This window comes from Pseudomonas sp. ArH3a (assembly GCF_022648765.1).
GTDB lineage: Bacteria > Pseudomonadota > Gammaproteobacteria > Pseudomonadales > Pseudomonadaceae > Aquipseudomonas.
The window spans coordinates 5,826,225-5,852,882 of the sequence record NZ_CP080330.1; the positions used below are offsets into that span (position 1 = coordinate 5,826,225).

Annotated in this window: 23 protein-coding genes; 9 read left to right on the forward strand and 14 right to left on the reverse strand. The window is 60.1% G+C overall.

Annotation, left to right across the window (positions count from 1 at the left end; genetic code table 11):
* The first annotated feature begins 51 nt into the window (after positions 1-51).
* The gene (locus K0P33_RS26750) at positions 52-945 is read left to right on the forward strand and encodes a LysR substrate-binding domain-containing protein (protein WP_094949394.1); all 894 of its coding nucleotides are present in this window, start codon (positions 52-54) and stop codon (positions 943-945) included.
* Positions 946-1,034: 89 nt separating this feature from the next.
* Entirely contained in the window at positions 1,035-2,282 is a 1,248-nt protein-coding gene (locus K0P33_RS26755; RefSeq protein WP_242152442.1) for an aspartate aminotransferase family protein, read from the forward strand.
* Here K0P33_RS26755 and K0P33_RS26760 read toward each other — a convergent pair.
* Complete coding sequence (locus K0P33_RS26760) at positions 2,279-4,294, reverse strand: c-type cytochrome (RefSeq protein WP_242152445.1); 2,016 nt, start codon at positions 4,292-4,294, stop codon at positions 2,279-2,281. The genes K0P33_RS26755 and K0P33_RS26760 overlap by 4 nt on opposite strands.
* 201 nt (positions 4,295-4,495) lie before the next feature.
* On the opposite strand from K0P33_RS26760, the gene K0P33_RS26765 reads away from it, so the two are divergent.
* Together K0P33_RS26765 and K0P33_RS26770 are read left to right on the forward strand one after the other, a co-directional pair.
* Positions 4,496-4,999 carry a DUF6622 family protein gene (locus tag K0P33_RS26765; RefSeq protein ID WP_242152448.1) on the forward strand — a complete coding sequence of 168 codons (504 nt, stop codon included), beginning with the start codon at positions 4,496-4,498 and terminating at the stop codon, positions 4,997-4,999.
* Between the two features lie 69 nt (positions 5,000-5,068).
* Entirely contained in the window at positions 5,069-5,788 is a 720-nt protein-coding gene (locus tag K0P33_RS26770; protein ID WP_094949391.1) for a hypothetical protein, read from the forward strand.
* Positions 5,789-5,906: 118 nt separating this feature from the next.
* On the opposite strand, the gene K0P33_RS26775 is transcribed toward K0P33_RS26770, so the two are convergent.
* Positions 5,907-6,989, reverse strand: a complete 1,083-nt coding sequence (locus tag K0P33_RS26775) for a pyridoxal phosphate-dependent aminotransferase (protein ID WP_242152451.1) — start codon at positions 6,987-6,989, stop codon at positions 5,907-5,909.
* A 96-nt stretch (positions 6,990-7,085) separates the two neighbouring features.
* Positions 7,086-8,441 (reverse strand): serine hydroxymethyltransferase, encoded by a 1,356-nt coding sequence (locus K0P33_RS26780; protein ID WP_242152455.1) that lies wholly within the window; start codon positions 8,439-8,441, stop codon positions 7,086-7,088.
* Between the two features lie 256 nt (positions 8,442-8,697).
* Between K0P33_RS26780 and K0P33_RS26785 the strand changes: the two genes are divergently transcribed.
* Complete coding sequence (locus K0P33_RS26785; protein ID WP_094949388.1) at positions 8,698-9,303, forward strand: helix-turn-helix transcriptional regulator; 606 nt, start codon at positions 8,698-8,700, stop codon at positions 9,301-9,303.
* Positions 9,290-10,168 carry a queuosine precursor transporter gene (locus K0P33_RS26790; RefSeq protein ID WP_094949387.1) on the forward strand — a complete coding sequence of 293 codons (879 nt, stop codon included), beginning with the start codon at positions 9,290-9,292 and terminating at the stop codon, positions 10,166-10,168. The genes K0P33_RS26785 and K0P33_RS26790 overlap by 14 nt, the downstream gene beginning before the upstream one ends.
* A 305-nt stretch (positions 10,169-10,473) precedes the next feature.
* Here K0P33_RS26790 and queC read toward each other — a convergent pair whose 3' ends face one another.
* From queC to cyoA, 6 genes are all read right to left on the reverse strand, one after another.
* Positions 10,474-11,172, reverse strand: coding sequence for a 7-cyano-7-deazaguanine synthase QueC (gene queC / locus K0P33_RS26795; RefSeq protein WP_094949386.1), 699 nt, complete (start codon positions 11,170-11,172; stop codon positions 10,474-10,476).
* A 103-nt stretch (positions 11,173-11,275) separates the two neighbouring features.
* Positions 11,276-12,163 (reverse strand): heme o synthase, encoded by an 888-nt coding sequence (gene cyoE, locus K0P33_RS26800; RefSeq protein ID WP_094949385.1) that lies wholly within the window; start codon positions 12,161-12,163, stop codon positions 11,276-11,278.
* A gap of 11 nt (positions 12,164-12,174) precedes the next feature.
* Positions 12,175-12,516 carry a cytochrome o ubiquinol oxidase subunit IV gene (gene cyoD / locus K0P33_RS26805; RefSeq protein ID WP_094949384.1) on the reverse strand — a complete coding sequence of 114 codons (342 nt, stop codon included), beginning with the start codon at positions 12,514-12,516 and terminating at the stop codon, positions 12,175-12,177.
* Positions 12,516-13,142: a cytochrome o ubiquinol oxidase subunit III gene (locus K0P33_RS26810; protein ID WP_094949383.1), complete on the reverse strand. Its 627-nt coding sequence runs from the start codon at positions 13,140-13,142 to the stop codon at positions 12,516-12,518. Before K0P33_RS26810 ends, cyoD begins: the two co-directional genes overlap by 1 nt.
* A gap of 3 nt (positions 13,143-13,145) precedes the next feature.
* Positions 13,146-15,164: a cytochrome o ubiquinol oxidase subunit I gene (cyoB, locus tag K0P33_RS26815; RefSeq protein WP_094949382.1), complete on the reverse strand. Its 2,019-nt coding sequence runs from the start codon at positions 15,162-15,164 to the stop codon at positions 13,146-13,148.
* Between the two features lie 3 nt (positions 15,165-15,167).
* Positions 15,168-16,109: a ubiquinol oxidase subunit II gene (gene cyoA, locus K0P33_RS26820; RefSeq protein WP_094949381.1), complete on the reverse strand. Its 942-nt coding sequence runs from the start codon at positions 16,107-16,109 to the stop codon at positions 15,168-15,170.
* Positions 16,110-16,136: 27 nt separating this feature from the next.
* On the opposite strand from cyoA, the gene K0P33_RS31455 reads away from it, so the two are divergent.
* The gene (locus K0P33_RS31455) at positions 16,137-16,391 is read left to right on the forward strand and encodes a hypothetical protein (RefSeq protein WP_347341846.1); all 255 of its coding nucleotides are present in this window, start codon (positions 16,137-16,139) and stop codon (positions 16,389-16,391) included.
* Between the two features lie 511 nt (positions 16,392-16,902).
* On the opposite strand, the gene K0P33_RS26825 is transcribed toward K0P33_RS31455, so the two are convergent.
* Both K0P33_RS26825 and hmpA read right to left on the reverse strand, forming a co-directional pair.
* The gene (locus K0P33_RS26825) at positions 16,903-17,409 is read right to left on the reverse strand and encodes a disulfide bond formation protein B (protein WP_094949380.1); all 507 of its coding nucleotides are present in this window, start codon (positions 17,407-17,409) and stop codon (positions 16,903-16,905) included.
* A 221-nt stretch (positions 17,410-17,630) separates the two neighbouring features.
* Positions 17,631-18,812 carry an NO-inducible flavohemoprotein gene (hmpA, locus tag K0P33_RS26830; RefSeq protein ID WP_094949379.1) on the reverse strand — a complete coding sequence of 394 codons (1,182 nt, stop codon included), beginning with the start codon at positions 18,810-18,812 and terminating at the stop codon, positions 17,631-17,633.
* A 147-nt stretch (positions 18,813-18,959) separates the two neighbouring features.
* Here hmpA and norR point away from each other — a divergent pair, with 147 nt between their 5' ends.
* Positions 18,960-20,507, forward strand: coding sequence for a nitric oxide reductase transcriptional regulator NorR (gene norR, locus K0P33_RS26835; protein WP_242152458.1), 1,548 nt, complete (start codon positions 18,960-18,962; stop codon positions 20,505-20,507).
* A gap of 122 nt (positions 20,508-20,629) precedes the next feature.
* Here norR and K0P33_RS26840 read toward each other — a convergent pair whose 3' ends face one another.
* Positions 20,630-21,532, reverse strand: coding sequence for an EamA family transporter (locus K0P33_RS26840; protein WP_242152461.1), 903 nt, complete (start codon positions 21,530-21,532; stop codon positions 20,630-20,632).
* Positions 21,533-21,669: 137 nt separating this feature from the next.
* On the opposite strand from K0P33_RS26840, the gene K0P33_RS26845 reads away from it, so the two are divergent.
* A complete protein-coding gene (locus tag K0P33_RS26845) occupies positions 21,670-22,560 on the forward strand; it encodes an AraC family transcriptional regulator (RefSeq protein ID WP_242152464.1) in 891 nt (296 codons plus the stop codon).
* 32 nt (positions 22,561-22,592) lie between these two features.
* Here K0P33_RS26845 and K0P33_RS26850 read toward each other — a convergent pair whose 3' ends face one another.
* Complete coding sequence (locus K0P33_RS26850) at positions 22,593-25,088, reverse strand: LuxR C-terminal-related transcriptional regulator (protein WP_242152467.1); 2,496 nt, start codon at positions 25,086-25,088, stop codon at positions 22,593-22,595.
* Between the two features lie 197 nt (positions 25,089-25,285).
* A complete protein-coding gene (locus K0P33_RS26855; protein ID WP_094949374.1) occupies positions 25,286-26,644 on the reverse strand; it encodes a DUF1329 domain-containing protein in 1,359 nt (452 codons plus the stop codon).
* Between the last annotated feature and the right edge of the window lie 14 nt (positions 26,645-26,658).

The window sequence follows — 26,658 nt, forward strand, 5'->3', positions numbered from 1 at the left end:
TGCCACAAACGACCTTTAGGCAAAGGCTCCTTCCGATTTGGAATGAACTGCATGATCTCAAAACGCTTGACCCCTTCGATGACCGCCCTGCAATGCTTCGAAGCCGCCGCCCGTCACCTGAGTTTCACCCGCGCCGCCGAAGAACTGCACCTGACCCAGAGTGCGGTGAGCAAGCAAGTGGCACAGCTCGAAGAGATGCTGTGCCACAACCTGTTCGAACGGGTGCGCCAGCGTTTGTACCTGTCGCCGGCGGGCTCGCTGTACCTGGCCGAAGTGCACAAGATTCTCACCCAGGTGGACATCTCCAGCCGTTACATCCTCACCTACGGCGGCGAGACCGAAGTGCTGCGCATCGCCACCCAGCCGACGTTCGGCGACCGCTGGCTGGTGCCCAAGCTCAAGGATTTTGCGGCCAAACACCCGAATATCCACCTGGATGTGCGCAACGAACTGGAGCCCTTCGACGTGTTGCAGGCCAAGGCCGACATCGCGTTTTTCTTCGGCCAGGGCTCGTGGCCGGGGGCGACTTGCATCGAGCTGTTTCGCGAAGCCGTGGTGCCGGTCTGTGCGCCGGGCTTTGTCGCTGAAGGCAGCGATGCTTCGTCGCGCCACACCTTGCTGCAATGCACGTCCCGCCCGCAAGCCTGGCACGAGTGGTTCCTGGAACAAGGCCTGCATTCGCAGAACAGCTACCACGGGCCGCGTTTCGACACGTTCTACATGTGCATCCGCGCGGCGCAATCGGGCTACGGCGTGGCGTTGGTGCCGCAGTATCTGGTGGCTGACGAGTTGGCCAATGGCAGCCTGATGATTCCCTGGGATTACACAATGCCCAGCACCGGCGCGCACTTTATCGCGCATGCCGAACATGCGGGCGAGATCCCCAAAGTGAAGGCCTTCCTCAACTGGATGGTGGACTACCTCAAAGCACATCCCGACTTTTAATAATGACCCGGCGACTTTATTTCGTTTGCGGCCAGGCCGGGCGCGCGGCTTAGATAAAAAGACGCCCGCCATTGCCGAGTCCGAGATTCATGAGCCGCGAAACCATCAGCCAGTCGATTTCCATCGTTCACCCCATCAGCCTCAGCCACGGCAAGAACGCCGAGGTTTGGGACACCGCGGGCAAGCGCTACATCGATTTTGTCGGCGGCATCGGCGTGCTCAACCTCGGGCACTGCCACCCAGGCGTGGTCGCGGCGATTGTGCAGCAAGCAACTAAACTGACCCATTACGCGTTCAACGCCGTACCGCACGCGCCCTACATCGAACTGATGGGCCGTCTTACTGCGTTTATCCCAGTGGATTACCCGGTGAGCGGCATGCTCACCAACAGTGGCGCGGAAGCGGCGGAAAACGCCTTGAAGATCGTACGCGGCGCCACCGGCCGCACGGCGGTGATCGCCTTTGACGGCGCCTTTCACGGCCGTACCCTGGCCACGCTCAACCTCAATGGCAAGGTGGCGCCCTACAAACAAAAAGTCGGTGTACTGCCCGGGCCGGTGTATCACCTGCCCTACCCCAGCGCTGACAACGGCGTGACCTGCGCTGAGGCGCTGAAGGCCATGGACCGCCTGTTCAGCGTGGAAATCGACGTTGAGGATGTAGCCTGTTTCATCATCGAGCCGGTGCAAGGCGAAGGCGGTTTTCTGGTCTTGGACATCGAATTCGCCCACGCCCTAAGACGTTTCTGTGATGAGAAAAACATCCTGCTGATTGCCGACGAAATCCAGTCCGGCTTCGGGCGTACCGGCCAGCGCTTCGCCTTCTCGCGCCTGGGAATTGAACCGGACTTGATCCTGCTCGGCAAAAGCATCGCCGGTGGCGTGCCCTTGGGCGCGGTCGTCGGGCGTAAAGCCTTGCTCGACAACCTGCCCAAAGGCGGCCTGGGCGGCACCTACTCCGGCAACCCGATTGCTTGCGCGGCCGCATTGGCCACGCTGGAGGCAATGACGGATGAACACCTGCAAACCTGGGGTTCGCAACAGGAAGAAGCCATCGTCAGCCGTTATGAACAATGGCGTGCGCAAGGCGTGCCCTATCTGGGCCGCCTGACCGGCGTGGGCGCCATGCGCGGCATTGAGCTGGCCAACGCCGACGGCTCGCCGGCACCCAAGCAACTGAGCCAACTGCTGAGCCTGGCGCGGGACGCGGGTTTGCTGCTGATGCCCAGCGGTAAGTCGCGGCACATCATCCGTCTGCTGGCACCGCTGACCATTGAGCCTGCGGTGCTGGAGGAAGGCCTGGATATGCTCGAGGCCTGCCTCAAACAGCTGACTTAGTAGCGTGCATCAACCGGCTTACCGCCATTGGGCCAGTCTTTGACCTTGTCCGGGAAATCCGGGCGAGGCTGACCAGAGAAATACGCCGCCACGTCCACCGCTTCCTGGTCCGACAAGCCGCCCTGCCCTAATGGAAATTTCTCGTGGAAGCCGATCGGCATGTTGCGTTTGACGAACGCCGCCGCCGTGTAGGGCCGCGCCATGCCCGCGCCAATATTGAACGACTGCTCGCCCCATAACGGCGGGTACACCAACTCGCCGTCGGCACGCGCCAGGCCTTGGCCGTTATCGCCGTGGCACACCGCGCATTGCTTGGCATACACCTGCTTGCCGTTCTCCAAGTCCGGTTTGATCGACGGGTCGACCTTGCCCACACCGCGCCCGGCCACTTTGTCTTCGGGGCGGGTGTTGTTTTTCATCCAGTCGAAGTACGCGACCATCGCCTGCATATCCGCCGATTGGGGCGGCAGCGGCTTGCCATTCATCGAGCGACGCAAGCACCCGTTGATGCGCTCCTCCAGCGTGACCACCTTGCCTGCACGCGGCGCATAGCTGGGGAAGAACGCCGACACGCCCACAAACGGCGAACCGTCCGCCACGGTGCCGGCGTTGAGATGGCAACTGGTGCAATTGAGCGAGTTGCCGACATTGTTGGGCAGCAGTTCCTTGGTTTGCAGGTGCAGGCGCATGCCGCGAACGACTTGGTCGGCATTCGGTGCGGCGAGCAAATTTGCCAGTCTTGGGGTATCGAAGGCCGACGAATCGGTGGTGGTGGGGTTAAGTTGGTCACGCAGTTTCTTGACCTGGGCGGCGCTGATCGGCGTGCCCTCGTTGCCCCAGCGAGTGCGCACGAAGCTTAGGATCTCGGCGATTTCCTGGTCGGCCAACCGGCTGAAACCAGGCATGGTGTAGACCCGTGGGTGAGTGGCAGTTTGTGCGGTCTCCCAGCCGGTCAGGGTGATGTGCAGCAGCGAAGTCGGGTTGCTGGCGGCAATGCTCGGGTTGCCGGCCAGCGGTGGGAACAAGCCTTTTACGCCGCCGCCGTCGCCGCGGTGGCAGTCGCTGCAAAACTGCAGGTAACCCAGGCCGCCACGGCTGGTGAACAGGTCCGCCGGCGGCGCGGCAGGTGCGTGGGCGATTGATGGCATCGGCAGATCGTCTTTGCCCGGCGGCAGGGATTTGAGGTAGCTGGCGATGGCCGTGAGGTCGTAGTCACTGAAGTGTTGGGTACTGTGCTGGATCACATCGGCCATGTTACCGGCCACCGTGGCGAAGCGGTTCTGCCCGGTCTTGAGCAGTTGCACGGTGTCTTCCACCGTCCATAGGTTGCGCAAGCTCAGGGCGCGCCAGTGTTCGACGGTTTCGCCGGCCAGGTAATGCTGGCCGCTGCGGCCGTCATCGCTCATGGCTTTTTCCTGGAAGGCGATGCCCCGTGGCGTGTGGCAGGAGCCGCAGTGGCCCAGGCCCTGGACCAGATACGCGCCACGGTTGAGCACCTCGTTACGGCCTGGGTCCGGCTGGAACGGCTGCTTGTCGAGAAAGGCAAAATTCCACAGTGCCAAGCCCCAACGTTGATTGAACGGGAAGCCCATGTCCGCCTCAAGGTTGGCCTGTTGCACAGGCTCTACGCCGTGCATCAGGTAGGCGTACAAGGCGCGCATGTCCTCCTCGCTCATCTTGGCGTAGGACGGATACGGCATCGCCGGGTAAAGATTCATGCCTGTGGGCGTCACACCTTCGCGCATCACCTTGTCGAACTGCTCGAAGGTATAGGCGCCGATACCGGTCTGGCGGTCCGGTGTAATGTTGCTCGAATAGATCGTGCCCATCGGCGTGCTCAGCTCCAGCCCACCGGCCATCACCTTGCCTTGCTTGGCGGTGTGGCAGGCGATGCAGTCGCCCAATTGCGCAACGTATTTGCCGTGTTCAACGTCGGTGGGGGCGGCGTGCAGGGGTAGCGCCAGACAGAGCGTCGCCCCCAGCAAGGCCAGGCGGGACAGGGAAAAGGCCATGGCATTAATCCTTTAATAACCTGGCCTGGAGTGGTCCCCTCGGCGCAGGTAGGTCATCGTTTTTATGGGTTCATCAGGCCTCTGAGTTCTAACGGATTTCGCGGCGCGGGGTGTTGATGTGGGTCAGGGACAAATCGATGGACAAAACCGTGAAGTCTCAACGACTATCCACTGCCTAACCACACTGCACGCAAGCACCCCATGCTCGATATCCTCCAAGGCACGCCCCTTTGGGTGTACGCCGTTTACCTGTGGGTGTGTTACTACGGCATCAAGGCCTGCCTGGGTGGGCGCGAGAATCGTCGTTCGTTGATGATTCTGCCGGTGGTGTTGGTGGTGTGGTCGTTGATCTCGCTGACGCCTTCGATACTGTCGAGCAGCGCCTGGGTTGGCGGTGCTTTGGTCGCCAGCCTGGTGGGCATGTTGCTGTTCAACGCCGAAGGCGCGCGGCTCGATGCCAATGGCGAAACCCTGGTGTTGCCGGGCACCTGGAAAACCTTGCTGATCTCGCAGCTGTTTTTCGCGGTGAAGTATTACTTCGGCTATCAGCAGGCGGTGCATCCGCTGCTGCTGAGCACGCCAGAGATGCTGGTGGCAGTGGGCGCCGTGTCGGGGTTTACCGTTGGTCTGTTCTGCGGGCGCGCCGTACGGCTGCAGCGGGCGCTGACGGCCTTGCGCCGCGATAAGGGCGTTGTGCTGCCTTGACCTGATCTCGCCAGCCACTGAAAATGCGCGACGCTTTTTTGTCCCGTTTACTGAAGTAGTGAAATTTCAATGTCCGATTCTTACACCGAACAATCAGCCCAAGAAGAATCCGTAACAGCCCTGCAATCCAAAGCTGAATACGAAAACGCCATCAATCTTTCACAGCATGTGCCTGCGGCCAAGATCATCAGCGAGATGGTGCTGGATGCGTTCCACACCTCCAAGGAAAGCGACCAGATCCGCGAGCTGCGTGTGGCCATCCGCCAGGCCCACGACGCCTTTGACGACGACACCGCCTACGACCTGATGGGCCAGCTCAAGCAACTCAAAGACGCCGAGGCTGCCGATAACATCGCCTTGGAAGACCTCAGCAGCAAATTCTCGATCAGCCGCATCCTGTCCAGCTTTAAGGACGACCCCCAGTTTCAGGAGCTGGTCTACGGCCTGGCTCTCAAAGTGCTGAACCAGTCGCACCAGGCCATCAGCAACCCAAGCGCCGGCAAGGGCAAGGCCTCACGGCCGAAGAAAGAAGCCGAAGTGTTTGTGATCAGCAAGGACGGCATCAGCGTCACCCTGCCGCTGCGCACGCCGCGCTCCAAGCTGAGCGTTGACCGCGAGGCGTTCGAGTTCCTGGGTTTCAGCTTTGTGGGTGAAGGCGATGAAGCCGAGCTGGAAGTCGAAAGCTTTGTGGATAACTTGGGGGCTGAGCAGCCATTGAGCCGTAAGAGTGTGATCACTGCATTGCAGCAGCAGACGGCGTTTGATGGGTACAGCATCGCGCAGCAGTAATACCGATGAACTAAATGTGAGAGCTGGCTTGCCTGCGATGGCATCACCGCAGTGTGATTGACACACCGAGGTGCCTGTATCGCAGGCAAGCCAGCGCCCACAGTGGATTTGCGTCGACTCAAACGGCGGCCGCGAACACCTCACGAAAACGCTGCATCTCCTGCTTATTGCCCACCGTCACCCGCACCCAGTGCGGCCAGTCTTTCCACACTCGCCCGATCAATACACCCTGTGCGGCGAGCTTCTCGATCACCCGCTCCGCCGGTTGCTTCACATCGATCATGAAGCAGTTGCTCTGCGACAACGTGCAGGTAAACCCGCGGCCCTTAAGCCACGCTACCGTCTCATCGCGCACCTGGGCGTTGAGCGCCTTGCGCTGTGGCAGCAGCTTGATGTCTTCCAGGCTCGCCCGGGCGCCGAGCAAGGTCACGGCAGCCGGCACATTGTCGCCGCCAAACACCGCCAGCCGCTCCAGCAGCGCCGGGTGGCCGATCGCCAGGCCCAGGCGCGCGCCCGCCATGCCGTAGATTTTCGAGAAGGTGCGCAGCACCAGCAGGTCGTCGTGGTCCTTGACCCAACTGACGACGCTTGGGGTGTCGGAGAAGTCGATATAGGCCTCGTCCACCACCAGCACGCTGCCTTTGGGTTTGTTCGCCAGTGCCTGGCGGATCGCTTCAGTGGGCGTGATCGTGCCGGTCGGGTTGTTGGGGTTGCACAGGTACAGCATGCCCGCCTGGGGATCGGCGGCGAGCATGGCCGGCACGTCATGGGCGTGCTGGGCGTCGAGGCTCACTGCGTGAACCTGCGCCTTCCAGGACTCGGCGGCTTGGCGCGGCACTTCGTAGGACGGCGTGGCCATGACCAGGCTGCGGCGTGCGCTGGTAAACGCCAAGACGGCGTAGCGCAGCGCGACCATGGAGCCGGCAAACACTGCGACCTGTTCCTCGGCAAGCCCCTGTTGCTGGGCAAACAACCCAGCCAGCGCGTACATGTCGTTGTACGGATAACGCCCGGACGTTGCGATTGCACGCTGCATGGCTTCGCGGGCGGCGGTTGAGGGGCCGTAGGGGCTTTCGTTGTAGTTGAGCCGCACCGTGTCAGCCTTTGCCGGCGGCGGGCTGGCGACCGCCCAATCCAGGCGCGCCAGCACCGGGAGGGCCGCACCGAGGGCCAGAAGGGACCGACGACTTACGCTGATCATGGGACTACTCCTTGTAGACGGGTGATCGATTCGCACAGTGCGTACAAGGAAGTATGACGAGGAAGGTCTCGGCGGATTTAACCGAGCACCGGGGAATCAGCCCTCCAGGTAGTCAGCAATGGGATAGCGCGCGCACAAGGCTTCCACTTCGCTGCGCACCTGCTTACACACCGCAGGCTCCAGCTGGTAATCCTGCTCGCCCAGCGGCGTCACGCTGTCCAGCACCCGGCAAACCAGTTCGATGACTTGGCGGCAGCCTTCGCGGTCGAGCCTGCGTTGCGCCAGGGAACCGGTGCCGATACACACGCCGCTGGTGACCAATGACGAGCGCGTCTCGCCGGGTACGCGGTGCTTGTTCACCACAATGGCGCAACGCTCCAGCGCCGACTCGGCGATGGCACCGGTCATGGCGCCCTGCAACCGGATCAACACCGCATGGTTGTCACTGCGCCCGCCGACCACGGTGTAGCCGTGAGCCTGGAACGCGCCGACCACTTCATCGGCCAGCGTACGAACCCGCCCCATGCAGGCGTCGAATTCCGGCGATTTTGCGTAGCCCAAAGCGGCGGCTTTGGCCGCGATCAGGTTGACCGCCGGCGCGCCCTGCATGCGCGGGAACACGGCCTGATCAAGGACCCGGCTGAAGGTTGAGCGCAAGCCGGGCACCTTGGTGTTGGCGTCGCGGCCCGACAGGATGAGCCCGCCGCGAGGGCCACCGAGTTGTTTGTGCGTGCAGGTGACGGTGACGTGTGCGGCGTTGATCGGGCTCGGATGGCGGCCCGTCATCACCAGCCCGGCGATATGGGAAATATCCGCCAACAAGATCGCGCCCGCCTCGTCGGCAATCGCGCGAAAGCGCTCGAAATCCATCACCCGCGAGTAAGCCGACGCACCGCAAATAATGATGCGTGGGCGATGTGCGAGGGCCAGGCTACGCACCTGCTCGTAATCGATCAGGCCGTCGTCGGTGGTGCCATAGCGGATGGCCTTGTAATAGGCCCCGGTGAACACCGCCGGGCTGCCGAGGGTGAGGTCGCCGCCATGGTCATGGGCCATGCCGAGCAATGTATCGCCCGGCTCAAGCAACGCCGAGAGTACCTGGGCAATCGCGTTGGAGGCCGAGTGCGACTGCACGCCGGCGTAATGGGCGTCGAACAGTTCCCGCGCGCGGCGAATGGTCAGGGCTTCGACCAAGTCGACGTTCTCGCAGCCGGCCCGCTGGCGTTTGCCGGGCATGCCTTCGGCGCTCACGTTGACCAATGCCGAAGCGCAGGCCACCAAGGTTCGCGGTGTGACCGCGCAGGAAGATGAAACCAGAGAGAGGGTGCGATGCTGGCGCAAGACCTCAGCATCAAGGAGGCTCGCCAGCTCGAAATCTTCAGCGTGCAGATCCGCCAGGCCGCGACGCAGCAGGTCGGCCTGATTTTTGAGGTGTAGGGTATTGACTGCCATCAGTGCGGGTCCCTTCCTTGGCGTGCGTGCCGGTTCGTCCTGAACCGAGGGATTTTATTAAACAGGAAATTAAACAGGAAATTAAACATTTTCCAAATTAAATGTGCTTTTTTGCCCGAGCCGGACACGACTGCAACGCACAAACACGGCATCCGGGACTTTATTGTTAGGGCTCACGCATGCAACACTCCCGCCGCCGCGACGCCGCAAGCGCCGCGCACAAGGACGGCTATGACTAAAAGGAAGTGGTGAGCACGTGATACACAGACGGGAAAAAACCGAGCACTTGAAGAGCAACATCAAGTACTTGATCAAAAGCCGAGGCGAGACGCAGCTGTCGTTATGCAGTGCCGCCGGGCTGACCAGGACCACCATCTACAACATCCTGGAAGGCAAGGTCGTCAACGTCCAGCAGTCCACCCTCCGCAAGATTTCGGATTTCTTCGGCGTCTCTTACGACGAAATTGAAACCATCGATTTTGAAGCCAAGGAAATCATCGAGAGCAGTGTTTCCCCACAGGGCAACATGAACCCGGCGGCCGTGCCGATCCTCAAGGAAAGCCTGGTTATCCAGAACCTGGATAAGCGCATTGGCGAATTGGCGACGTTGTATCCGCTGACCTACTACTTCGGCACCTCGCATAACCTGATCGCGGTGCGACTGGAACATGCGATCCCCGGCCTCAATGAACCGGGCGATGTATTGATTGTGCAAAAAGGCTCGTCGAGCGACGGCAAAGAAAAGCTGGTGTACGACCGGGCCACCAAACGCATGCTGATTACCCTTGAAACCTGTGCTCACTCAGATCGCCTGTGCGTGGTCGGCGATATCATTGAGGAGCGCTTCAATGACAACGCATGAAGCAGGCATCGAAAACAGCAAATACAAGCTGCTGGGCTTTGAAAATGACAAGCGCCTGGCCGTGATCATGGTGATCGCCACGGGCAAGGTCATGAAGCTGAAACTGAGCGAAGTACTCAACAGCGAAATAATGGACGACCTAAACAAAATGGAAGTTAAGAACATGTACAAGAAGTTTTATTCACAAGGAGGGGCACTCACCGCCTACGACATAAACGACCGCAACGAAAATTCTTGGATGATTTACATCATCCTGAACTTGCTGTTGTTCACGTTTTACATCTTCACCAGTATTGCCGCGACCAAGCCTCTTTACCTGGAATCACTGGGCATCATCGTCACGCCGGGCACCTTTCTGTACCCGCTGACCTTCTTGATCGTGGACTTGCTCAACGAGCAATTCGGCCTGCGGCTGGCCAGACGGGCCATTCTGTTTGCGTTTGCCAGCAACGCGATGATCATCATCTTGCTCTATGGCTCGACCTTCCTGCCGGGGCTGCCGGGCTGGAAGCTGGATGGGCCGTATAACGATGTGATCATTCAAGTGTCCTCGGTACTGGTCGCCTCCTCCGTGTCGTTCCTGGTGTCGGAGAATATAAACTCGTACCTGTTGTGCAAGATCAAGGAGCTGACTAACTCCAAATACTTGTACCTGCGCATATTCCTCAGTACGTTCTTTGCGGTCATCATCGACAGCTTTCTGTTTTGCTTCATCGCCTTCTATGGCGCCATGCAAACCAGTGACATCCTGAGCATGATCTACGTGCAGATTGCGATCAAAGTCGGCTTTGCGTTCTTCAACATCTTGCCGGCCTATGGTGCGCGTGCGTTGTTCAAGCGCTGGATCACCGGCAGCGCTGCCTGATTCAAATACGCCGCCTCTTGTCAGAAAGAATGCGGCGTCTGGTCTTAGGGCTGCTGCGCAGCCCAACGCGCGGCAAGCCCTAATGCCGTTCAGTTAAGCGAACGCAATGCCCAAAGCAGCGAAGATAAAATGTGGGAGCGGGCTTGCCCGCGATGACGTCGGCCCAGCAAACATGGATGTTGACTGACCCACCGCTTTCGCGGGCAAATCGAATCGTCGCACCGCCGCTCCCACAGGGGATCTGCGCTTAACTGAACGGCATTACGGCAAGCCCGCTCGCCACAGAGGATTGCGGCGCCAATCGCTTAGTTCAGCTGCAACTTCTGCTTCAGGCTCTGCATGACATCCGCCTTGTTCTGCAGGTACTCATTCAAACCGCGTGCACGCAAGTTGCACGCGTCGCAGTTACCGCAGCCACTGCCGATGATGCCGTTGTAGCAGGTCAGCGTCTGGTGACGAATGAGCTCAAGCTGGTTGTGGTAATCGGCCAGCGCCCACGTCTCGGCCTTGTTCAGCCACATCAACGGGGTTTCCAGGCGCAATGGGTATTCCATGCCCAGCTCGAGCGCCTTGTTCAAGGCTTTGACGAACTCGTCGCGGCAATCGGGGTAGCCCGAGAAGTCGGTTTCGCACACGCCGGTAATCACGCTTTCAGCTTTAACCTGGTAGGCGTAGATCGACGCCAATGTCAGGAACAGGATATTGCGGCCCGGCACAAAGGTGCTGGGCAGGCTGCCGCCTGAACTGTCCACGGTCGGTACGGGAATGTTGTCACGGGTCAGGCTGCTGATGGCCAGCTCGTTGAGCAAGGACACATCCATGACTTTGTGAACGGTGGCGCCCAGCTGCTTGGCGAGCTTCTGCGCGACTTCAATTTCCGCCACATGGCGCTGGCCATAATCGAAGGTAATGCAGTGCACTTCGTCATACAGCGGCAATGCCTGGATCAGACAGGTCGTCGAGTCCTGCCCACCACTGAACACGATCACAGCTTTTTTACTCATTACGTTGCTTCCTGCATTTGTAGAATGTGCGCATAGTTTAAAGGCCACTCAATAAAAAACCCCGCGCTTCTTTCGAAGGCGGGGTTTTTTAATACTCAACCACTCAGTGAGCGTAGGTCAGCAACAGCTCTTTCGGCACTTGGAAATCCAGGGACATCATCACGCTGAGCGCGGTGATGGTGAAGATCGAGAACACGAACAGCTTGCGCGCCCAGACGGTGTCATCCACCGCCTTGTAGCCGGTCCAGGCCATGTACAACCAGTACATGCCCATGGCCGCGGCGACAGCGAGGTAGCTCATGCCGGCGTAGCCACTGAAGGTCAACATCAAGGTCGCCACGAGGAAGGCCAGGATGTAGAGCAGGATGTGTTTCTTGGCCACCTGGATGCCACGCTTGACCGGCAGAACCGGAATTGACGCAGCCAGGTAGTCATTGAAGCGGAAGATCGCGATGGCATAGGAATGCGGCATCTGCCACAGGCTGAACATCACCAGTAGCACCAGCGCGGCCATGTCGAAGCTATTGGTCACAGCCACATAACCAATTACCGGCGGCATCGCGCCCGACAGACTGCCCACCAGCGTGCCGTGAACCGACTTGCGCTTGAGGTACATGCTGTAGAGGCCGACGTAGATGACAAAACCGATCACGGCAAACAGCGCCGCCAGCGGGTTGGCCACCGTGTACAACAACACCACACCGGCAACACCCAGGACGGTCGCGAACAGCAGTGCCAGTTTCAGGGAGATAAGGCCCTGGACCAGCACGCGATTCTTGGTGCGTTCCATCTTGATGTCGATGTCGCGGTCGATGCAGTTGTTGAACACACAACCGGAAGCTACCACCAGGGAGGTGCCGATCATTGCAGCCAGGAAAATGGCCAGATCGACATGTCCCTTGGAGGCCAGGAAGAAACCGCCTGCCACAGAAAGCACGTTACCGAAAATGATCCCCGGTTTGGTGATTTGGATAAAGTGCTTAAGCGACATCGGGTCTTACCTCACTTCGCCATCATGAACGTATGGATGCTGAACATGATCCATATCGACAGGCCAACCAGCAGCAGGATTACTAAGCCTGCGAACACGAACGCAATCACGTTATCGCGCTGCTCTTTAGAACGATCCAGGTGCAGGAAGTACACCAGGTGAACCAGAACCTGAATCACCGCGAATACCAGAACGATCATCAACGTGATCGATTTCGGCAGGGTCGGGTACATCACCAGACCAAACGGGATGAGCGTCAGGATTACCGACAGGATGAAGCCGATGGCGTACGACTTAACACTGCCGTGGCTCGAATCATGGCTGTCATGGTCATGGGAGTGTGCATTAGCCATTACAGAGTCCCCATCAGGTAAACAACGGTGAAGACGCAGATCCAGACCACGTCCAGGAAGTGCCAGAACAGGCTCAGGCAAGTCAGGCGAGTCTTGTTGGTGTTGGTCAGGCCGTGCTTATTGACCTGATACATCATCACCGCCATCCACAGCAGGCCAGCCGTTACGTGCAGACCGTGGGTGCCGACCAGCGTGAAGAACGCCGACAGGAAACCGGAACGGTGCGGGCCGTAGCCTTCGGAGATCAGCAGGTGGAACTCGTTGATCTCCATGCCGATGAAGCCCAGGCCGAGCAGGAAGGTCAGGCCCAGCCAGGTCAGTACGCCTTTCTTGTTGCCCTTGAAGAAGGCCAACATGGCGAAACCGTAGGTGATCGAGCTGAACAACAGCAAGGCGGTTTCGCCGAGCACGTAAGGCAGTTCGAAGATGTCGTGGCCCGATGGGCCACCCGCTACGTTATTTACCAGTACCGCGTACACCGCAAAGATCGACGCAAACAAGATGCAGTCGGTCATCAGGTAGAGCCAGAAACCGAAGACGGTTGTTGGCCCCGAGTCGTGGTGATGGTCATCGTGCCCATGGTCATCGACATGGGCGTGTCCAGCATTGGTCACTAAGTTCGACATGGTTTAAGCCTGTTCCAACGAGGTTTCTACACGGTTGGCCGGGATCTTCTTCTCGGCTACCAGGCGAGCGTGTTGCTCGGCTTCGATGCGCTCGATCGTCTCGACCGGCACCATGTAGCCTTGATCATCACGGGCAGCGTGAATGATGAAGTAACCGATGGTGCCTACCAGGCCCACGATTGCCAGCCACCAGATGTGCCAGATCATCGCGAAACCGAATACGGTCAACAGCGCGCCCATCACCACGCCAGTGGCGGTGTTGTTCGGCATGTGGATCGGCTCGTAGTGCTTAGGTTGCTGGTACGCAGTACCGTCTTCCTTCGCTTCGGTGAACGCATCGATCGTGTTCGCAGTAGGGATCACAGCGAAGTTGTAGAACGGCGGTGGCGACGAGGTCGACCATTCCAGGGTGTGGCCATTCCATGGGTCGCCGGAGTCGCAAGCGTTCTGCTTACGGTCACGGACACTCACGTACAGCTGGATCAGCTGGCAGGCGATGCCCACAGCGATCATTACCGCACCGAACATGGCAACGTACAGGTACGGTACCCACTCAGGGTTGGTAGTGGCGTTCAGACGACGGGTCATGCCCATGAAGCCCAGTGCATAGAGCGGCATGAACGCGACGAAGAAGCCCGAGATCCAGAACCAGAATGCAGCCTTGCCCCAGCCTTCGTGCAGCTTGAAGCCGAACGCTTTCGGGAAGTAGAAGCTGAAACCAGCGATGTAACCGAATACAGCACCACCGATGATCACGTTGTGGAAGTGAGCGATCACGAACAGGCTGTTGTGCAGTACGAAGTCAGCACCCGGGATGGCCAGCAGTACGCCGGTCATGCCGCCGATAGCGAAGGTCACCATGAAGCCCAGGGTCCACAGAACCTGGCTGGTGATACGCAGACGGCCGTGGTAGATGGTGAATAGCCAGTTGAATAGCTTCACCCCCGTCGGGATGGAAATCAGCATCGTCGCCAGGCCGAAGAAGGCGTTGACGCTGGCCCCCGAGCCCATGGTGAAGAAGTGGTGCAACCACACCATGAAGCCCAGCACCGAGATCGCGCCGGAGGCGTAGACCATCGAGTGGTGACCGAACAGGCGCTTGCCGGTAAAGGTCGAGATCACTTCAGAGAAGATACCGAACGCTGGCAGGATCAGGATGTACACCTCAGGGTGACCCCATGCCCAGAACAGGTTCACGTACATCATTGGATTGCCACCAAGTTCATTGGTGAAAATGTGGAAATCCAGGTAACGGTCAAGCGACAGCAGCGCCATGGTAGCGGCCAGGATCGGGAACGAAGCCACGATCAGGACGTTGGCCCAGGTGCAGGTCCAGGTGAAGATCGGCATGTCCATCAGTTTCATGCCAGGGGCGCGCATTTTCAGGACGGTGGCCAGGAAGTTGACCCCCGTCAGTGTCGTCCCGAGTCCTGATAACTGTAGCGCCCAGATGTAGTAGTCCACACCCACGCCAGGGCTGTACTGAATGCCCGACAGCGGCGGATAAGCAACCCAACCGGTCTTGGCGAACTCGCCGACGCCCAGGGACAGGTTGATCAGCACCACGCCGGAAACCAGCAGCCAGAAGCTCAAGGAGTTCAGGAACGGGTAGGCAACGTCACGTGCACCGATCTGCAGCGGCAAGGCAAGGTTCATCAAGCCGGTGAAGAATGGCATCGCCATGAAGATGATCATGATCACACCGTGAGCGGTGAAGATCTGGTCATAGTGTTCAGGCGGCAGGTAGCCAGGCGAACCCTCGGTGGCCATGGCCAACTGGGTACGCATCATGATGGCGTCGGCAAAACCACGCAGCAGCATGATCATGGCAACGATGACGTACATGACACCGATTTTCTTGTGGTCGACAGACGTCAACCACTCGGTCCACAGGTAGGTCCACTTCTTGTAGTACGTGATTGCAGCAAACAGTGCCAGACCACCCAGCGCGATCATGGCGATGGTCACCATCACGATCGGCTCGTGGAACGGGACCGCATCCCAACTTAATTTACCAAACATCGTTTACTCCTCTGCCCCAGCAGTTGAATGCGAGCCCGTGTCAGAACCTTCAACCACGGCCACTTCTTTCTTCTCGTGCTTGACCGGCTTGCCTGGCTTCATACCTTCGTACTTGTCGACGATTTTCTGAAACAGGTTCGGCTCATACGTGGAGTACAGAGCGACTGGGTTGTTCTGGCTTGGTTTGGTCAGGGCGTCGTATTCAGCTTGATCAAGCTGTTTAGGTGCGGCCTTGACTGCGGCTACCCAGGCGTTGAAATCTTCCTGGCTAGTCGAGATCGCTTTGAATTTCATGCCGGTGAAGCCAGCACCGCTGTAGTTAGCGGAGATGCCTTCCATTTCAGCTTTCTCGTTCGCGATCAGGTGCAGGCGAGTCTGCATGCCTGCCATCGCGTAGATCTGGCCGCCCAGTGCAGGGATGAAGAACGAGTTCATCACAGCATCGGAGGTGATCCGGAAGTTAAGCGGGGTGTTCTCAGGGAACTGGATTTCGTTAACCGTGGCGATACCCAGGTCCGGGTAGATGAACAGCCACTTCCAGTCCAGCGCGACCACTTCGATGTTGATCGGCTTGACGTCGGATTCCAGCGGACGGTAAGGGTCCAGCTCGTGGGTCGACTTATAGGTGATGTAACCCAGGGCGATGATGATGAGGATCGGCACCAGCCAAACGGCGATTTCGATCTTGGTGGAGTGCGACCACTTCGGCGCGTAGGTAGCGCTGGTGTTCGACGCGCGGTATTTCCAGGCGAAGGCAAACGTCATGATGATCACGGGAACCACGACCAACAGCATCAGCAGGGTGGCGGTGATGATCAGGTTGCGTTGATCCAGACCGATCTGTCCTTTCGGGTCCATCAAGGTCCACTTGCAGCCTCCCAGCATTAAAAGCATGCCAAGCAGCGGCAAAAAGCCTAGTAATCGGGGGTACCTGTTTTTACTCATCTCACGACCTCTAAAGCAGCTTGCGCAATGCAGTTGGGTTTTGATCGCCAACACTTCACCCTGCCAAGGGTTGGCATTTCTCTTCGATTGAATAAGAGCCTGCCCGGCACGCCATACATTGGCGTTTCACGGACCTGCGGTGAGTTCTTATTCGATTTCGTGGTTAAAGGCCTTGTTACAGACCAATTCCATTTGGTGCGGATAGTTGAAAGGCTTGCCGGAACCTGGGGTCGCATAGAGCCATCCATCTGCCCCTCGACCGCTCCAATGCTCAAAAATTGAACAGCACCAGACATTCAGTGCGGGCGATTGTAGTTAGCTGGCGATGTATAAACCATGTCTTATAAAGAAATAATTTTTATCGATTCCAGCAACAATCCTTCACCAATCTTGCAAAGGTTCGGGATCTTATCGTGTTCGATTCTCAACAAAAACCACAAAAATTGCCGTGTTATTGCGTAAAGCACCCCATCCCTTACACCTTGTAAGGGCATGCAAAACGTATCCAAGTCCCCATAAAACAAGGCATTGGGACATCACTGAATGGCTCAGACGCGGCGAGGTTCGTGGCATCGCTCAAACGATGAACTGACAGCACAATTTAGCCGCCTGGCGCAAATTTAAGGCGTTGCTCAGCACGTCAAAAACGTCCTGCGCCAGCCTCCGTGTGACAACATGTCGCACGCTGCGCGCACCGGATGTTGCCCCTCGTCACGGCCTCTTCACAAATACCTACAACCAAAAACGCCCCGACCTTCCTTCAAGGAAGATCGGGGCGTTTCGGTTAATCGCTTCAGGCCTGGCGTTGGCGGTTCCGGTAGATGCACAGCGGCACCAGGATCGCCGTCAGCACGAACGCCACCAACGCCCATTGCGCCAGGGACAAGCCCAAGATCGGCGGGTACGGCGTGCTGCAGAAGCCATCCACCTGGAAGCCCAGTGGGAACACCTTGGCCAGTGGCAGTTCATCCACGATCGGCTGCAACACATCGACGCCGCAGCTGACCTCAGGGAAGAACTGGGTGTACACGTGATGGCCGGCCGCAGCCACGCCGCCGAGGGCGCTGAGGACCACCAGCCCTTCAAAGAAGGTGACCGCGCCTTTGCGGCGCATGGCCGCACCGATAAAGGCAAAGACCGCGATCAACAGCAAGGCGTAACGCTGCAGGATGCACAGCGGGCACGGCGCCTCGCCCAACACCACTTGCATGTACAGCGCACCGCCGATCAGCGCCAGGCAGATGATGCCCAGCAACACCAGAAAGCGCCGCTCCCTGCCTAAACGCAATTCGTCACTCATCCCCGTTTCCCTTTGCCAGATTATGGTTGTGCCTGATGGCCGCAAGTTTACACACAGGGGAGGGTTAAAACAGAGAGGGGTTAACGGCGGATTAATCGACGGGAATGTTGTAGCTGTGCGGACGCCATCGCGGGCAAGCCCGGCTCCCACAGTGGATTGCATTTCCATGTGGGAGCCGGGCTTGCCCGCGATAGTGCCGACTCGGTGCGCCGGTTAAAACTTTATTCCAGGGCCCCAGCCGGGCCGAAGAATTCGTAGCGGGCTTGGTTATCGGGCACGCCCAGGGCTTTGAGGTGGCGCTTGACCGCCGCCATGAAGCCTTTAGGGCCGAGGAAGTAGGCATCCAGGTCACGTTGCTCAGGCAACCAGGCCGCCAGTTGCTCCTGGCTCAGCATCCCGACTTTGTCCGCCGCCGGGCTCACGCCGTCGTCTTCGGCGTAGCAGTAGAAGCGCTTGAGTTGCGGATGCTTGGCGGCCAGGGCGTCCACCCAATCGCGGAACGCGTGCACGCCGCCATTACGCGCGCAGTGGATAAAGTGCACCGGGCGCTCGGTGGCGAGGGCCGCTTCGAGCATCGGCAGCGTTGGCGTGATGCCCACCCCGCCGCTGATCAGCACCAGCGGTTTGTCGCTGGTCACCAAGGTGAACTCGCCCGATGGTGGGAACAGGTCGAGGGTCGCGCCGACGTGCATCCGATCATGCAGGTAGTTGGACACTCGCCCACCCGCTTCGCGCTTGACGCTGATGCGGTACAGGCCCGAGTCACTCAAGGCGGACAACGAGTAGTTGCGGCGCACTTCTTCGCCATCCAGCATCAGCTTCATGCCGATGTATTGGCCCGGCGCAGCCGCCAGGATTGGGCCGTTGTCCACCGGGGCAAAATAGAACGAGATGATCTCGTCGCTCTCCTCCACGCGTTTCACCAACAGGAACGGCCGCGCGCCGCGCCAGCCGCCTGGGGCCTGGGCTTTTTCGTCATAGATGGCGGCTTCGGCGCCGATCAGGATATCGGCCAACTGGCCGTAAGCGGCGCCCCAGGCGCTCAGCACCTCAGGCGTGGCAATCTCGCTGCCGAGTACTTCGCAAATGGCCCGCAGCAAGCAGGTACCCACGATCGGGTAGTGCTCCGGGAGGATCTGCAAAGACACGTGCTTGTTGATGATCTTAGCGACCAGATCGCCCAACTGGTCTAACTGGTCGATATGCCGCGCATACATCAGCACGCCATTGGCCAGGGCGCGGGGCTGGTCGCCATTGGCCTGATTGGCTGGGTTGAACAGCGGGCGAACGTCTGGGTACTCGCTGAGCATCATGCGGTAGAAATGGGTGATCAGCGCTTCGCCGCCACTTTCCAGCAGGGGCACAGTGGATTTGATGATGGCACGGTCTTGGGCACTAAGCATGGCAGACTCCTGGGTCTTTTTACTGATTACCCTTACCTAATCAGCATTCGTGCCAACTTATAACTCGTTATATTTCAATAACTTGAAGAATATGTAGTCAGTATGACTGCCTACACTTTATAGTCATAAGGACTACAAGGAGTCATTATGACTGCGCAATCACTGCTCACCACCCTGCTGCCCTTGGTCGCCGACCTGTCCCGCGAGCTGCCCGAAGGCGAGCGCTACCGGCGCCTGCTGCAAGCCATGCGCGCCCTGCTGCCATGCGACGCCGCCGCATTGTTGCGCCTGGACGCTGAATGGCTGGTGCCCTTGGCAGTCGATGGTTTGAGCCCGGATACGCTCGGCCGGCGTTTCAAAGTCAGCGAGCACCCGCGTTTCGCCGTGTTGCTGAGCAGCCCCGGCCCGACGCGCTTTGACAGCGACAGCGAACTGCCCGACCCCTACGACGGTTTGGTCGATGGCCTGCATGGGCATCTGCAAGTTCACGACTGCATGGGCTGCCCGCTGTTTATCGACGACAAACCCTGGGGCCTGCTGACCCTTGATGCGCTGGACACCGAACGCTTCGAACGCGTCGAACTGGACGCCCTTCAAGCCTTCGCCAGCCTGGCTGCGGCCACGGTCAATGTCGCCGAGCGTATTGAGCGCCTGGCGTTGCGCGCCGAAGATGAGCATCAGCGCGCCGAAATTTATCGCCAGGCCAGCGGCCAGCAGCACAAGGAAATGATCGGCCAGAGCAAGGCACACAAGCGCCTGGTCGAAGAAATCAACCTGGTGGGCGGCAGTGACCTGACCGTGCTGATCACCGGTGAAACCGGTGTCGGCAAAGAGCTGGTGGCCCAGGCCATCCACGCCGCGTCGCCACGGGCAGACAAACCCTTGATCAGCCTCAACTGCGCCGCCCTCCCGGAAACCTTGGTGGAAAGCGAGCTGTTCGGCCACGTGCGCGGCGCCTTTACCGGCGCGCTGAATGAGCGTCGGGGCAAGTTCGAATTGGCCAATGGCGGCACTTTGTTTCTGGATGAAGTCGGTGAGTTGTCACTGACGGTGCAGGCCAAGCTGCTGCGCGTGCTGCAAAGCGGCCAGTTGCAGCGCCTGGGCTCGGACAAGGAGCATCAAGTGGACGTGCGCCTGATCGCCGCCACCAACCGCGACCTCGCCGAAGAGGTGCGCAACGGCCGCTACCGTGCCGACTTCTACCACCGCCTGAGCGTGTACCCGCTGCAAGTGCCGGCGCTGCGTGAACGCGGCCGTGATGTGCTGCTGCTGGCGGGCTTCTTCCTCGAGCAGAACCGTTCACGCATGGGCCTGGGCAGCCTGCGCCTGACCAGCGATGCCCAGGCAGCGCTGCTGGCCTACAACTGGCCGGGCAATGTGCGCGAGCTGGAACATTTGATCGGACGCAGCGCACTCAAAGCCCTGGGAAACTGTCGCGAACGTCCGAAGATATTGAGCCTGAGTGCCCAGGACCTGGACCTGCCTGACGTCAGCGCACCGGCGATGATCGAAGCACCGGCCGACGTGGCCCCCATCGTCACCGGCGACCTGCGCCAGGCCACCGAGCACTACCAACGCCAAGTCATCAGCGCCTGCCTGGAGCGCCACCAACACAACTGGGCCAGCGCCGCCCGCGAACTCGGCCTCGACCGTGCCAACCTCGGCCGCATGGCCAAACGCCTGGGCCTCAAATAACCAAAAGATCAGGAAGATACCTCGGTCAACTGTGGGAGCTGGCTTGCCTGCGATAGCGGTGGGTCAATACAGAATGAGCTGGCAGGTATACTGCCATCGCAGGCAAGCCAGCTCCCACATTTTTAAACCTGCTTCGCTCTGAAAACCGGGTTCACAGGCCTAACCTTGCGAAACACCAACACATTCCCCAACATCACCAGCACCAACCCCGCCAACGCCGGCGCCGTCCACTGATACCCCTCGGCAAACGCCGACACATTCAGCGCCACCACCGGAAACAACACCGTGCAATAGGCCGCCCGCTCCGGCCCCATACGCCCCACCAGCGTCAGGTACGCGGTAAACCCAATCACCGACCCCGGGATCACCAAGTACCACAACGCGCCGATGTACCGCGCGCTCCAGTCCATCTCAAACGCAATCCCACGCGCTGCGCAGTAAGTCGCCAGCATCGCCGAACCATACGCCATGCCCCAGGCGTTGGTGGTCAACGGCCTGAGCCCGGCCTTCTGCTGCAAGCTGGAGAGCATATTGCCCGCCGAAAAACACATCGTCCCCAACAACGCCAAGCCCAAGCCAAGCAACGTCTGCGGGCTGGCGGTGTGCCCGACCAGTTCCGGCCAGAACAACAAGCCCAACCCCAGCAACCCCAGCGCGCCACCCATCAACACGTTGCGCGCGACCCGCTGGCCGAAAAACACCCGCGCATTGAGCGCGTTCCACAGCGTCGCCGTGGAAAACACCACCGCCACTAAGCCACTGGGTATCCACTGGCTGGCTGTCAGAAAGCACATGAAGTTGACGCAAAACAGGCACACGCCCTGAGCCAGGCAGATCAAGTGCCCGCGCCGGTTCATCACCTGCAACTTGCGGCTGAGCAGCAACAGCGCAAACAGCACCAGTGCCGCCAAGCCGAAGCGATAGACGATCGACACGGGAATCGCCACGACGCCCAATTGCCATTTAAGCGCGATCCAGGTGGTGCCCCAGATCAGCACAGTGAGTAAATACAGGGAAAGGTTCATGGTGGGCTCCGGTGATTGAGCCACAGTGTCACCCGCACAGCCGGGCGCGCTCTTGCATATTCTTGCGCTTTTGTCGGGTGCCGGGATCACAGCAACGGCGACGCGGAGTAGGATGCAAGGCGTCGGAGAGAACAACCATGCCAGAGCTGGAATCCCTGCAAGTCTTTCAAGCCCTTAACCGCTCGCCCAACGCGCGCCTGGAAGCCTGCGCCGAGCTCGGTGACGGCTTGTCTGCGGCCTTGTGGAGCAACCATCACGATTCCCAGGACTATCAGGCGCCCACCCACCACACCTTGTCCTGCTACATCGGCGGCGGCACCGGCACCTTTCGCCGCGACCAGCCGGGCACCAAGGGTGGCCCCGACAAGCTGTGCATCTTGCCGGCCGAGCACCAGTCAGCGTGGGTGATCAACGGTGAAATCCGACTGGCCCACGTGTATTTCAGCCCGGAGCAATTCGCCCTCGGCTGCGTCACCCTGCTCGACCGCGAACCGCGCGAACTGCAATTGCGCGAAAGCACCTTTCTAGAGGATGCGAGCCAGGCCCGGCGCTTTCACCAGTTGATCGCCCTCAACTGGCACGAGCCCGCCGAGCGCCTGCTGACCAGCAGCCTGGCCCACGAAATGCTCAGTCACACCTTGCTCAGCCAAGTCGGCGCGCGCGATGGGCTGCGCTTGAAAGGCGGGTTGGCCGCGCATCAGCGGCGGCTGTTGGTGGACTACATCGACCATCACCTGCAAGACCCGATCAGCCTCGGGCAACTGGCCGGCCTGTGCGCGCTGTCCGAATACCATTTTGCGCGGATGTTCCGCCAAAGCTTCGGCCTGCCGCCCCATCAATTCCTGCTGGCGCGACGCCTGACGCGCGCGCAAAGCCTGCTACGCAGCGGCGCCCTGCCCCTGGCCGACATCGCCTGGATGTGCGGTTTCTCCAGCGCCAGCCACTTCAGCCAACGCTTTCGCCAAGCCCTGGGCGCAACCCCCGGCGAATACCGCCAAGCGTTCTGCGCCAGAACACACACTCTGTAACCGCCGAGCTCTTCCTGTGGCGTGTACCTGCGCTACCCCATCAACCCCAATGTCTTGGCTTTCGCCACCGCCTGCGTACGCCGCTCCACCCCGAGCTTGCTATGGATACGCCGCGCGTGGGTCTTGACGGTATGCAGCGAGATAAACAGCCGATCGGCGATTTCCAAGTTGGAGTTGCCAAGGGCGATCAACTGCAACACCTCCAACTCGCGCAGGCTCAGGGGATTTTCCGCCACGCCGCTGGGCGACGCCTGCGTCTCCAGGCCCAGCTCACTCAATAGCCCCGGCGAGCGCAACCGAAGCTCACGAATCGCCTGCTGCACCTGGCAACGCGCGGCCAACGCCAAGCCGGCTTGCAGCGCACGACGGGCCAATGCCGAGTCGCCGAGTTGCCAAGCCACCTCGCCGAGCACCAACTGCAATTCGGTTTCCAGGCAAAGCATGCCGCGTTGCCGGGTGGTTTCAAGCAAGGCCGTCAGCCGCGCGATGGGTTGATCGGCACAACCCAGCTTCACCTCGGCCAACACCAGCAAGTATTCCAGGCGCGGGATCAGCTCCAGCGTGGCCGGCGGCGCCTGCTTGGCACACGGCCCACGAAAATGGCGCAGCACCCGGCGCATCGCTTCCAGCGTCAAGTCGGCGCGACCTTGTTGCAACCAGAAGTGCCCACTGACCAGCAGCAACACCGCGCGGTACACCGTGTCCGGTACGTGGCGTTGCTGCATCAGGCGCTCAGCTTCACGCAATTGAATGAAGGCCTGGGCGTAATCGCCACGGTTCGCCGCCAACAGCGCCAGGCCGAGAAAGCCGTACAGCACGCGCTTGTCCTGACTGTGCAGGCACATCGTCAATCCGCCCTCGAAACACTCGGCCGCCAGCGCATCCTGACCTTGGCGCAGCGCCAAATGCCCGCGCCGCAACGCGATGCGCCCCACCAATGGCCCAGCCTTGAGCCGCTGCCCCACCAGCATCGCCTGCACCGTTTCCAGCAGGCTTTGCGCCCGATACGGCGCGCCGCGTTGCTCCAGCAGTTGGGCGTGATCCAGCTCCAGCAAAGCCTCCAACACCAACGAACCATGGGCGCGGGCCAGGCACAGGGCTTCGCGGTTCAGCGCTTGGCCCACGTCCAGTTCACCGCGCAACAAGGCTTGTTGGGTCAGGCCCGAGAGGCACATCAGGCGCGACGTCCAGGCGCTGTCGGGCAAGGCTTGCAACGCCTCCAGGAAATGCGCGCGGGACCGCTCGGCATCACCGCTCAAATGCAACAGCCAGCCCCATTGCGCCTGCCAGCGCGCCAACAGATAACGCTGTTGCGCCGCCGTCGGCTGCGGCGCAAACCGGGCAAGCTGATCGATACACACCGCGGCTTGATCGAAGCGCCCGGCAAACAGCAATGCCGCTGTGACCAAACCGACCAGTTGCGCCGAGCCGAGCATCAATTCATCGCCATGCTGCTCGTGCAGACGCAACAACAGTACGGCGTTCTGCTGACGGAACAGGTCCTCAAAACTGAAGTGCTGCAACAGGCTCACCGCCACTTCGTAGGCTTCGGCCAGCAGCGCCTGCTCGAAGGCAGCCTGCCAGTCCTGCTCGGTGGTGAACCATTGGCAGGCGCGCCGATGCCAAGAACGCTTGGCCGGCCAGGGCTCATCACGGATTAACTGAGCCAGGGGCGGGAACACCTGCAGCCAATCGGTGGCGTCCTCCCACGGTTGGATAAACGCACCGAGCGCCTGCAAATCGCGCAGGTACTGATCGCCGTCGCCAGAGCCAAACAGGTGCTCACACACGCTCGAATTGAAACGCGGCAAATGCGCCAACACGCGCCAGGCCTCGGCCAGTTCGGCGGGCAAGCTGCTGAATAGTTCGTGCTGCAGGTAGTCAAGCAGGGTCTTGTCCGGGTGACCGTCACCGAGCAAGGCGATACGCACACCCGCGCACCAGCCGCCGCTGAACTGCATCACGTTGTCGACGCTTTGCCCTGGGCCGAGCAGCTGCTGGATTTCCGCAGGGCTGAACATCAACTCACTGCACTCCAACAACTCATCATCGAGCAGCAGGCGTGGCCAGTTGCACAGTGGGCGCCGTCGCGCGCCCAGCCACCAGGTCAGTGCCGGGCTGGCGGCGGTGAGCAAGCGGTCGAGCAAAGCGTCCAGCTCGGGGGCGGGCTGGCGACAGAAATCATCAAGGAATATCCACGCGGTGTTTTGCCAGCGGCTGAGGTCGAGCAGCAAACTGGCTTCATCGATAAACGACAAACCAAGGCTTTGTGCCAGCCGTGCACAGAAAGCCTCGGCGCTGAGCACGGCGCCATTGAGCGCCAGCCAATACACCTGACACCCCACCGGCGCCTGCAACGCGCACTCGGCGAGCAACGTACTCTTGCCACTGCCGCCCGGCGCGCAGAGCAGTTTCACCCTGACCTGCGCTGCGAGCAAAGGCTCGGCCAGACGCGGGCGCAACTGATGGTGGGCGGACAGCCGTGGCATGAATCCAGGACGGTCCAGGCAGCGTGTCATGGCGGTCATTGCTGCATCCTGCTTTTTATTGTTATGCAACCTGGCGCCTACCCTAGTCCTGTGGTCGGCGGTTGTTGAAGAAGTATTCAGCGGGGTGATTAGTCGGCATAAAAAAGCCGGGATTCCACCCCACCATAAAGTGGAACCCGGTCAATGTGGGAGCTGGCTTGCCTGCTCCCACAGGTGGATTGCATTTCAATTGAAGATCAGCGCACGCCCGCAGACCTCAACGCCGCCGGTGTGTAGTCCGCCGCCTTAGCCGCAAAGCCGAACACAAAGCTGCTCTTCTCCTCGTTCTTCATCCCCAGCGCGATGTAGCGCCCGGCAATGATGTCGTACAGCGTTTCCACGGTATAAGCCGGCACCTGATGGTCGTAGTAAAACTGCGCGTGGCCTTCGGCGACACGCCACAGCTGACCACGGCCGTCATAGTGATCAACCAGCGCGACCTGCCAGCTGTCTTCGTCGATGTACATGTGGCGCTTGGCGTAGATGTGCCGCTCACTCGGCTTGACGGTGCCGACCACTTCCCACACCCGGTGCAACTCATAGCGGGTCAGGTCCTGGTTGATATGCCCGGCCTTGATGATGTCGTCGTACTTGAGGGTCGGCGAATCGAGCTTGTAGCTGTTGTAGGGGATGTACATCTCTTTTTTGCCGACCAGCTTCCAGTCGTAGCGGTCGGGGGCGCCAGAGAACATGTCGAAGTTGTCGGTGGTGCGCAGGCCGTCGGAGGCAGTGCCCGGGCCGTCATAGGACACTTGCGGCGCGCGGCGCACGCGGCGTTGGCCGGCGTTGTAGATCCAGGCCAGGCGGGGCTCCTTCACCTGGTCGAGGGTCTCGTGCACCAGCAGCACATTGCCCGCCAGACGTGCTGGCGCAGTGACCGATTGTTTGAAGAAACTCAGCACGTTGGCGGCCTTGGTCGGGTCGATATCCGGGATGGCCTGCGGCACCGCCACTTCTTCTTCGAAGCGGATCGGCGTGTAGCTGCCGTTCGTTTGCGGGGTGGCCTGGGTGATGATGCGCTTGAGGTTGCCGCCGTGGTAGCGGGTGATGTGGTTCCACAGCACCTCCACGCCATTCTTCGGAATCGGGAACGCGTAGTAGCGGTTGCCGGTGAAGTTTTCCAGGCCGTTGCCGTCGTTGATCGCGTGCACGTTGAGCGCGCTGCGCTTGATCGACTCGTAGATATCCGGCGGCAGGTTGACGGTGCGGTGGGTCGGGTACACCGGGATCTTGTAGGTCTCGGGGTAGCGTTTGAACATCGCCACCTGGCCGTCGGAGAGCTTGTCTTTGTACTTGTCGACGGTCGCAGCGGTGATCACGAACACGGGCTTTTCATTGGCAAACGGGTCGGCGAGGAAGCCCTTGCTGTCCACCGCACCGGCGTTTTTGGGGATGCCGCCGGTCCAGGCCGGAATCGAGCCGTCGGCGTTGCCGGCTTTTTCAGCGCCGACCGGCGTGAGGCTGGTGCCGAGCTTGGCGGCTTCCTCGGGCGACACCGCCGCCATCACGTGGGCAGCCAGCAGACTCAGGGCCATCACTGCAAATATCTTACGCATAGGTTCTTGTCCTT

Excerpts from the sequence above, each read along its gene's own strand:
- cyoE (WP_094949385.1), bottom strand. The coding sequence starts at position 12,163 with ATGTCGCTTAAGCACTTTATCCAAATCACCAAACCGGGGATCATTTTC.
- K0P33_RS26775 (WP_242152451.1), bottom strand. The coding sequence starts at position 6,989 with ATGATCAGCGTAAGTCGTCGGTCCCTTCTGGCCCTCGGTGCGGCCCTC.
- K0P33_RS26755 (WP_242152442.1), top strand. The coding sequence starts at position 1,035 with ATGAGCCGCGAAACCATCAGCCAGTCGATTTCCATCGTTCACCCCATC.
- cyoA (WP_094949381.1), bottom strand. The coding sequence starts at position 16,109 with ATGAGTAAAAACAGGTACCCCCGATTACTAGGCTTTTTGCCGCTGCTT.
- K0P33_RS26790 (WP_094949387.1), top strand. The coding sequence starts at position 9,290 with ATGACAACGCATGAAGCAGGCATCGAAAACAGCAAATACAAGCTGCTG.
- cyoD (WP_094949384.1), bottom strand. The coding sequence starts at position 12,516 with ATGGCTAATGCACACTCCCATGACCATGACAGCCATGATTCGAGCCAC.
- K0P33_RS26850 (WP_242152467.1), bottom strand. The coding sequence starts at position 25,088 with ATGACCGCCATGACACGCTGCCTGGACCGTCCTGGATTCATGCCACGG.
- K0P33_RS26840 (WP_242152461.1), bottom strand. The coding sequence starts at position 21,532 with ATGAACCTTTCCCTGTATTTACTCACTGTGCTGATCTGGGGCACCACC.
- K0P33_RS26855 (WP_094949374.1), bottom strand. The coding sequence starts at position 26,644 with ATGCGTAAGATATTTGCAGTGATGGCCCTGAGTCTGCTGGCTGCCCAC.
- cyoB (WP_094949382.1), bottom strand. The coding sequence starts at position 15,164 with ATGTTTGGTAAATTAAGTTGGGATGCGGTCCCGTTCCACGAGCCGATC.
- K0P33_RS26765 (WP_242152448.1), top strand. The coding sequence starts at position 4,496 with ATGCTCGATATCCTCCAAGGCACGCCCCTTTGGGTGTACGCCGTTTAC.
- K0P33_RS26760 (WP_242152445.1), bottom strand. The coding sequence starts at position 4,294 with ATGGCCTTTTCCCTGTCCCGCCTGGCCTTGCTGGGGGCGACGCTCTGT.
- hmpA (WP_094949379.1), bottom strand. The coding sequence starts at position 18,812 with ATGCTTAGTGCCCAAGACCGTGCCATCATCAAATCCACTGTGCCCCTG.
- K0P33_RS26780 (WP_242152455.1), bottom strand. The coding sequence starts at position 8,441 with ATGGCAGTCAATACCCTACACCTCAAAAATCAGGCCGACCTGCTGCGT.
- norR (WP_242152458.1), top strand. The coding sequence starts at position 18,960 with ATGACTGCGCAATCACTGCTCACCACCCTGCTGCCCTTGGTCGCCGAC.
- queC (WP_094949386.1), bottom strand. The coding sequence starts at position 11,172 with ATGAGTAAAAAAGCTGTGATCGTGTTCAGTGGTGGGCAGGACTCGACG.
- K0P33_RS26825 (WP_094949380.1), bottom strand. The coding sequence starts at position 17,409 with ATGAGTGACGAATTGCGTTTAGGCAGGGAGCGGCGCTTTCTGGTGTTG.
- K0P33_RS26810 (WP_094949383.1), bottom strand. The coding sequence starts at position 13,142 with ATGTCGAACTTAGTGACCAATGCTGGACACGCCCATGTCGATGACCAT.
- K0P33_RS26845 (WP_242152464.1), top strand. The coding sequence starts at position 21,670 with ATGCCAGAGCTGGAATCCCTGCAAGTCTTTCAAGCCCTTAACCGCTCG.
- K0P33_RS31455 (WP_347341846.1), top strand. The coding sequence starts at position 16,137 with ATGCAGTTGGGTTTTGATCGCCAACACTTCACCCTGCCAAGGGTTGGC.
- K0P33_RS26770 (WP_094949391.1), top strand. The coding sequence starts at position 5,069 with ATGTCCGATTCTTACACCGAACAATCAGCCCAAGAAGAATCCGTAACA.
- K0P33_RS26750 (WP_094949394.1), top strand. The coding sequence starts at position 52 with ATGATCTCAAAACGCTTGACCCCTTCGATGACCGCCCTGCAATGCTTC.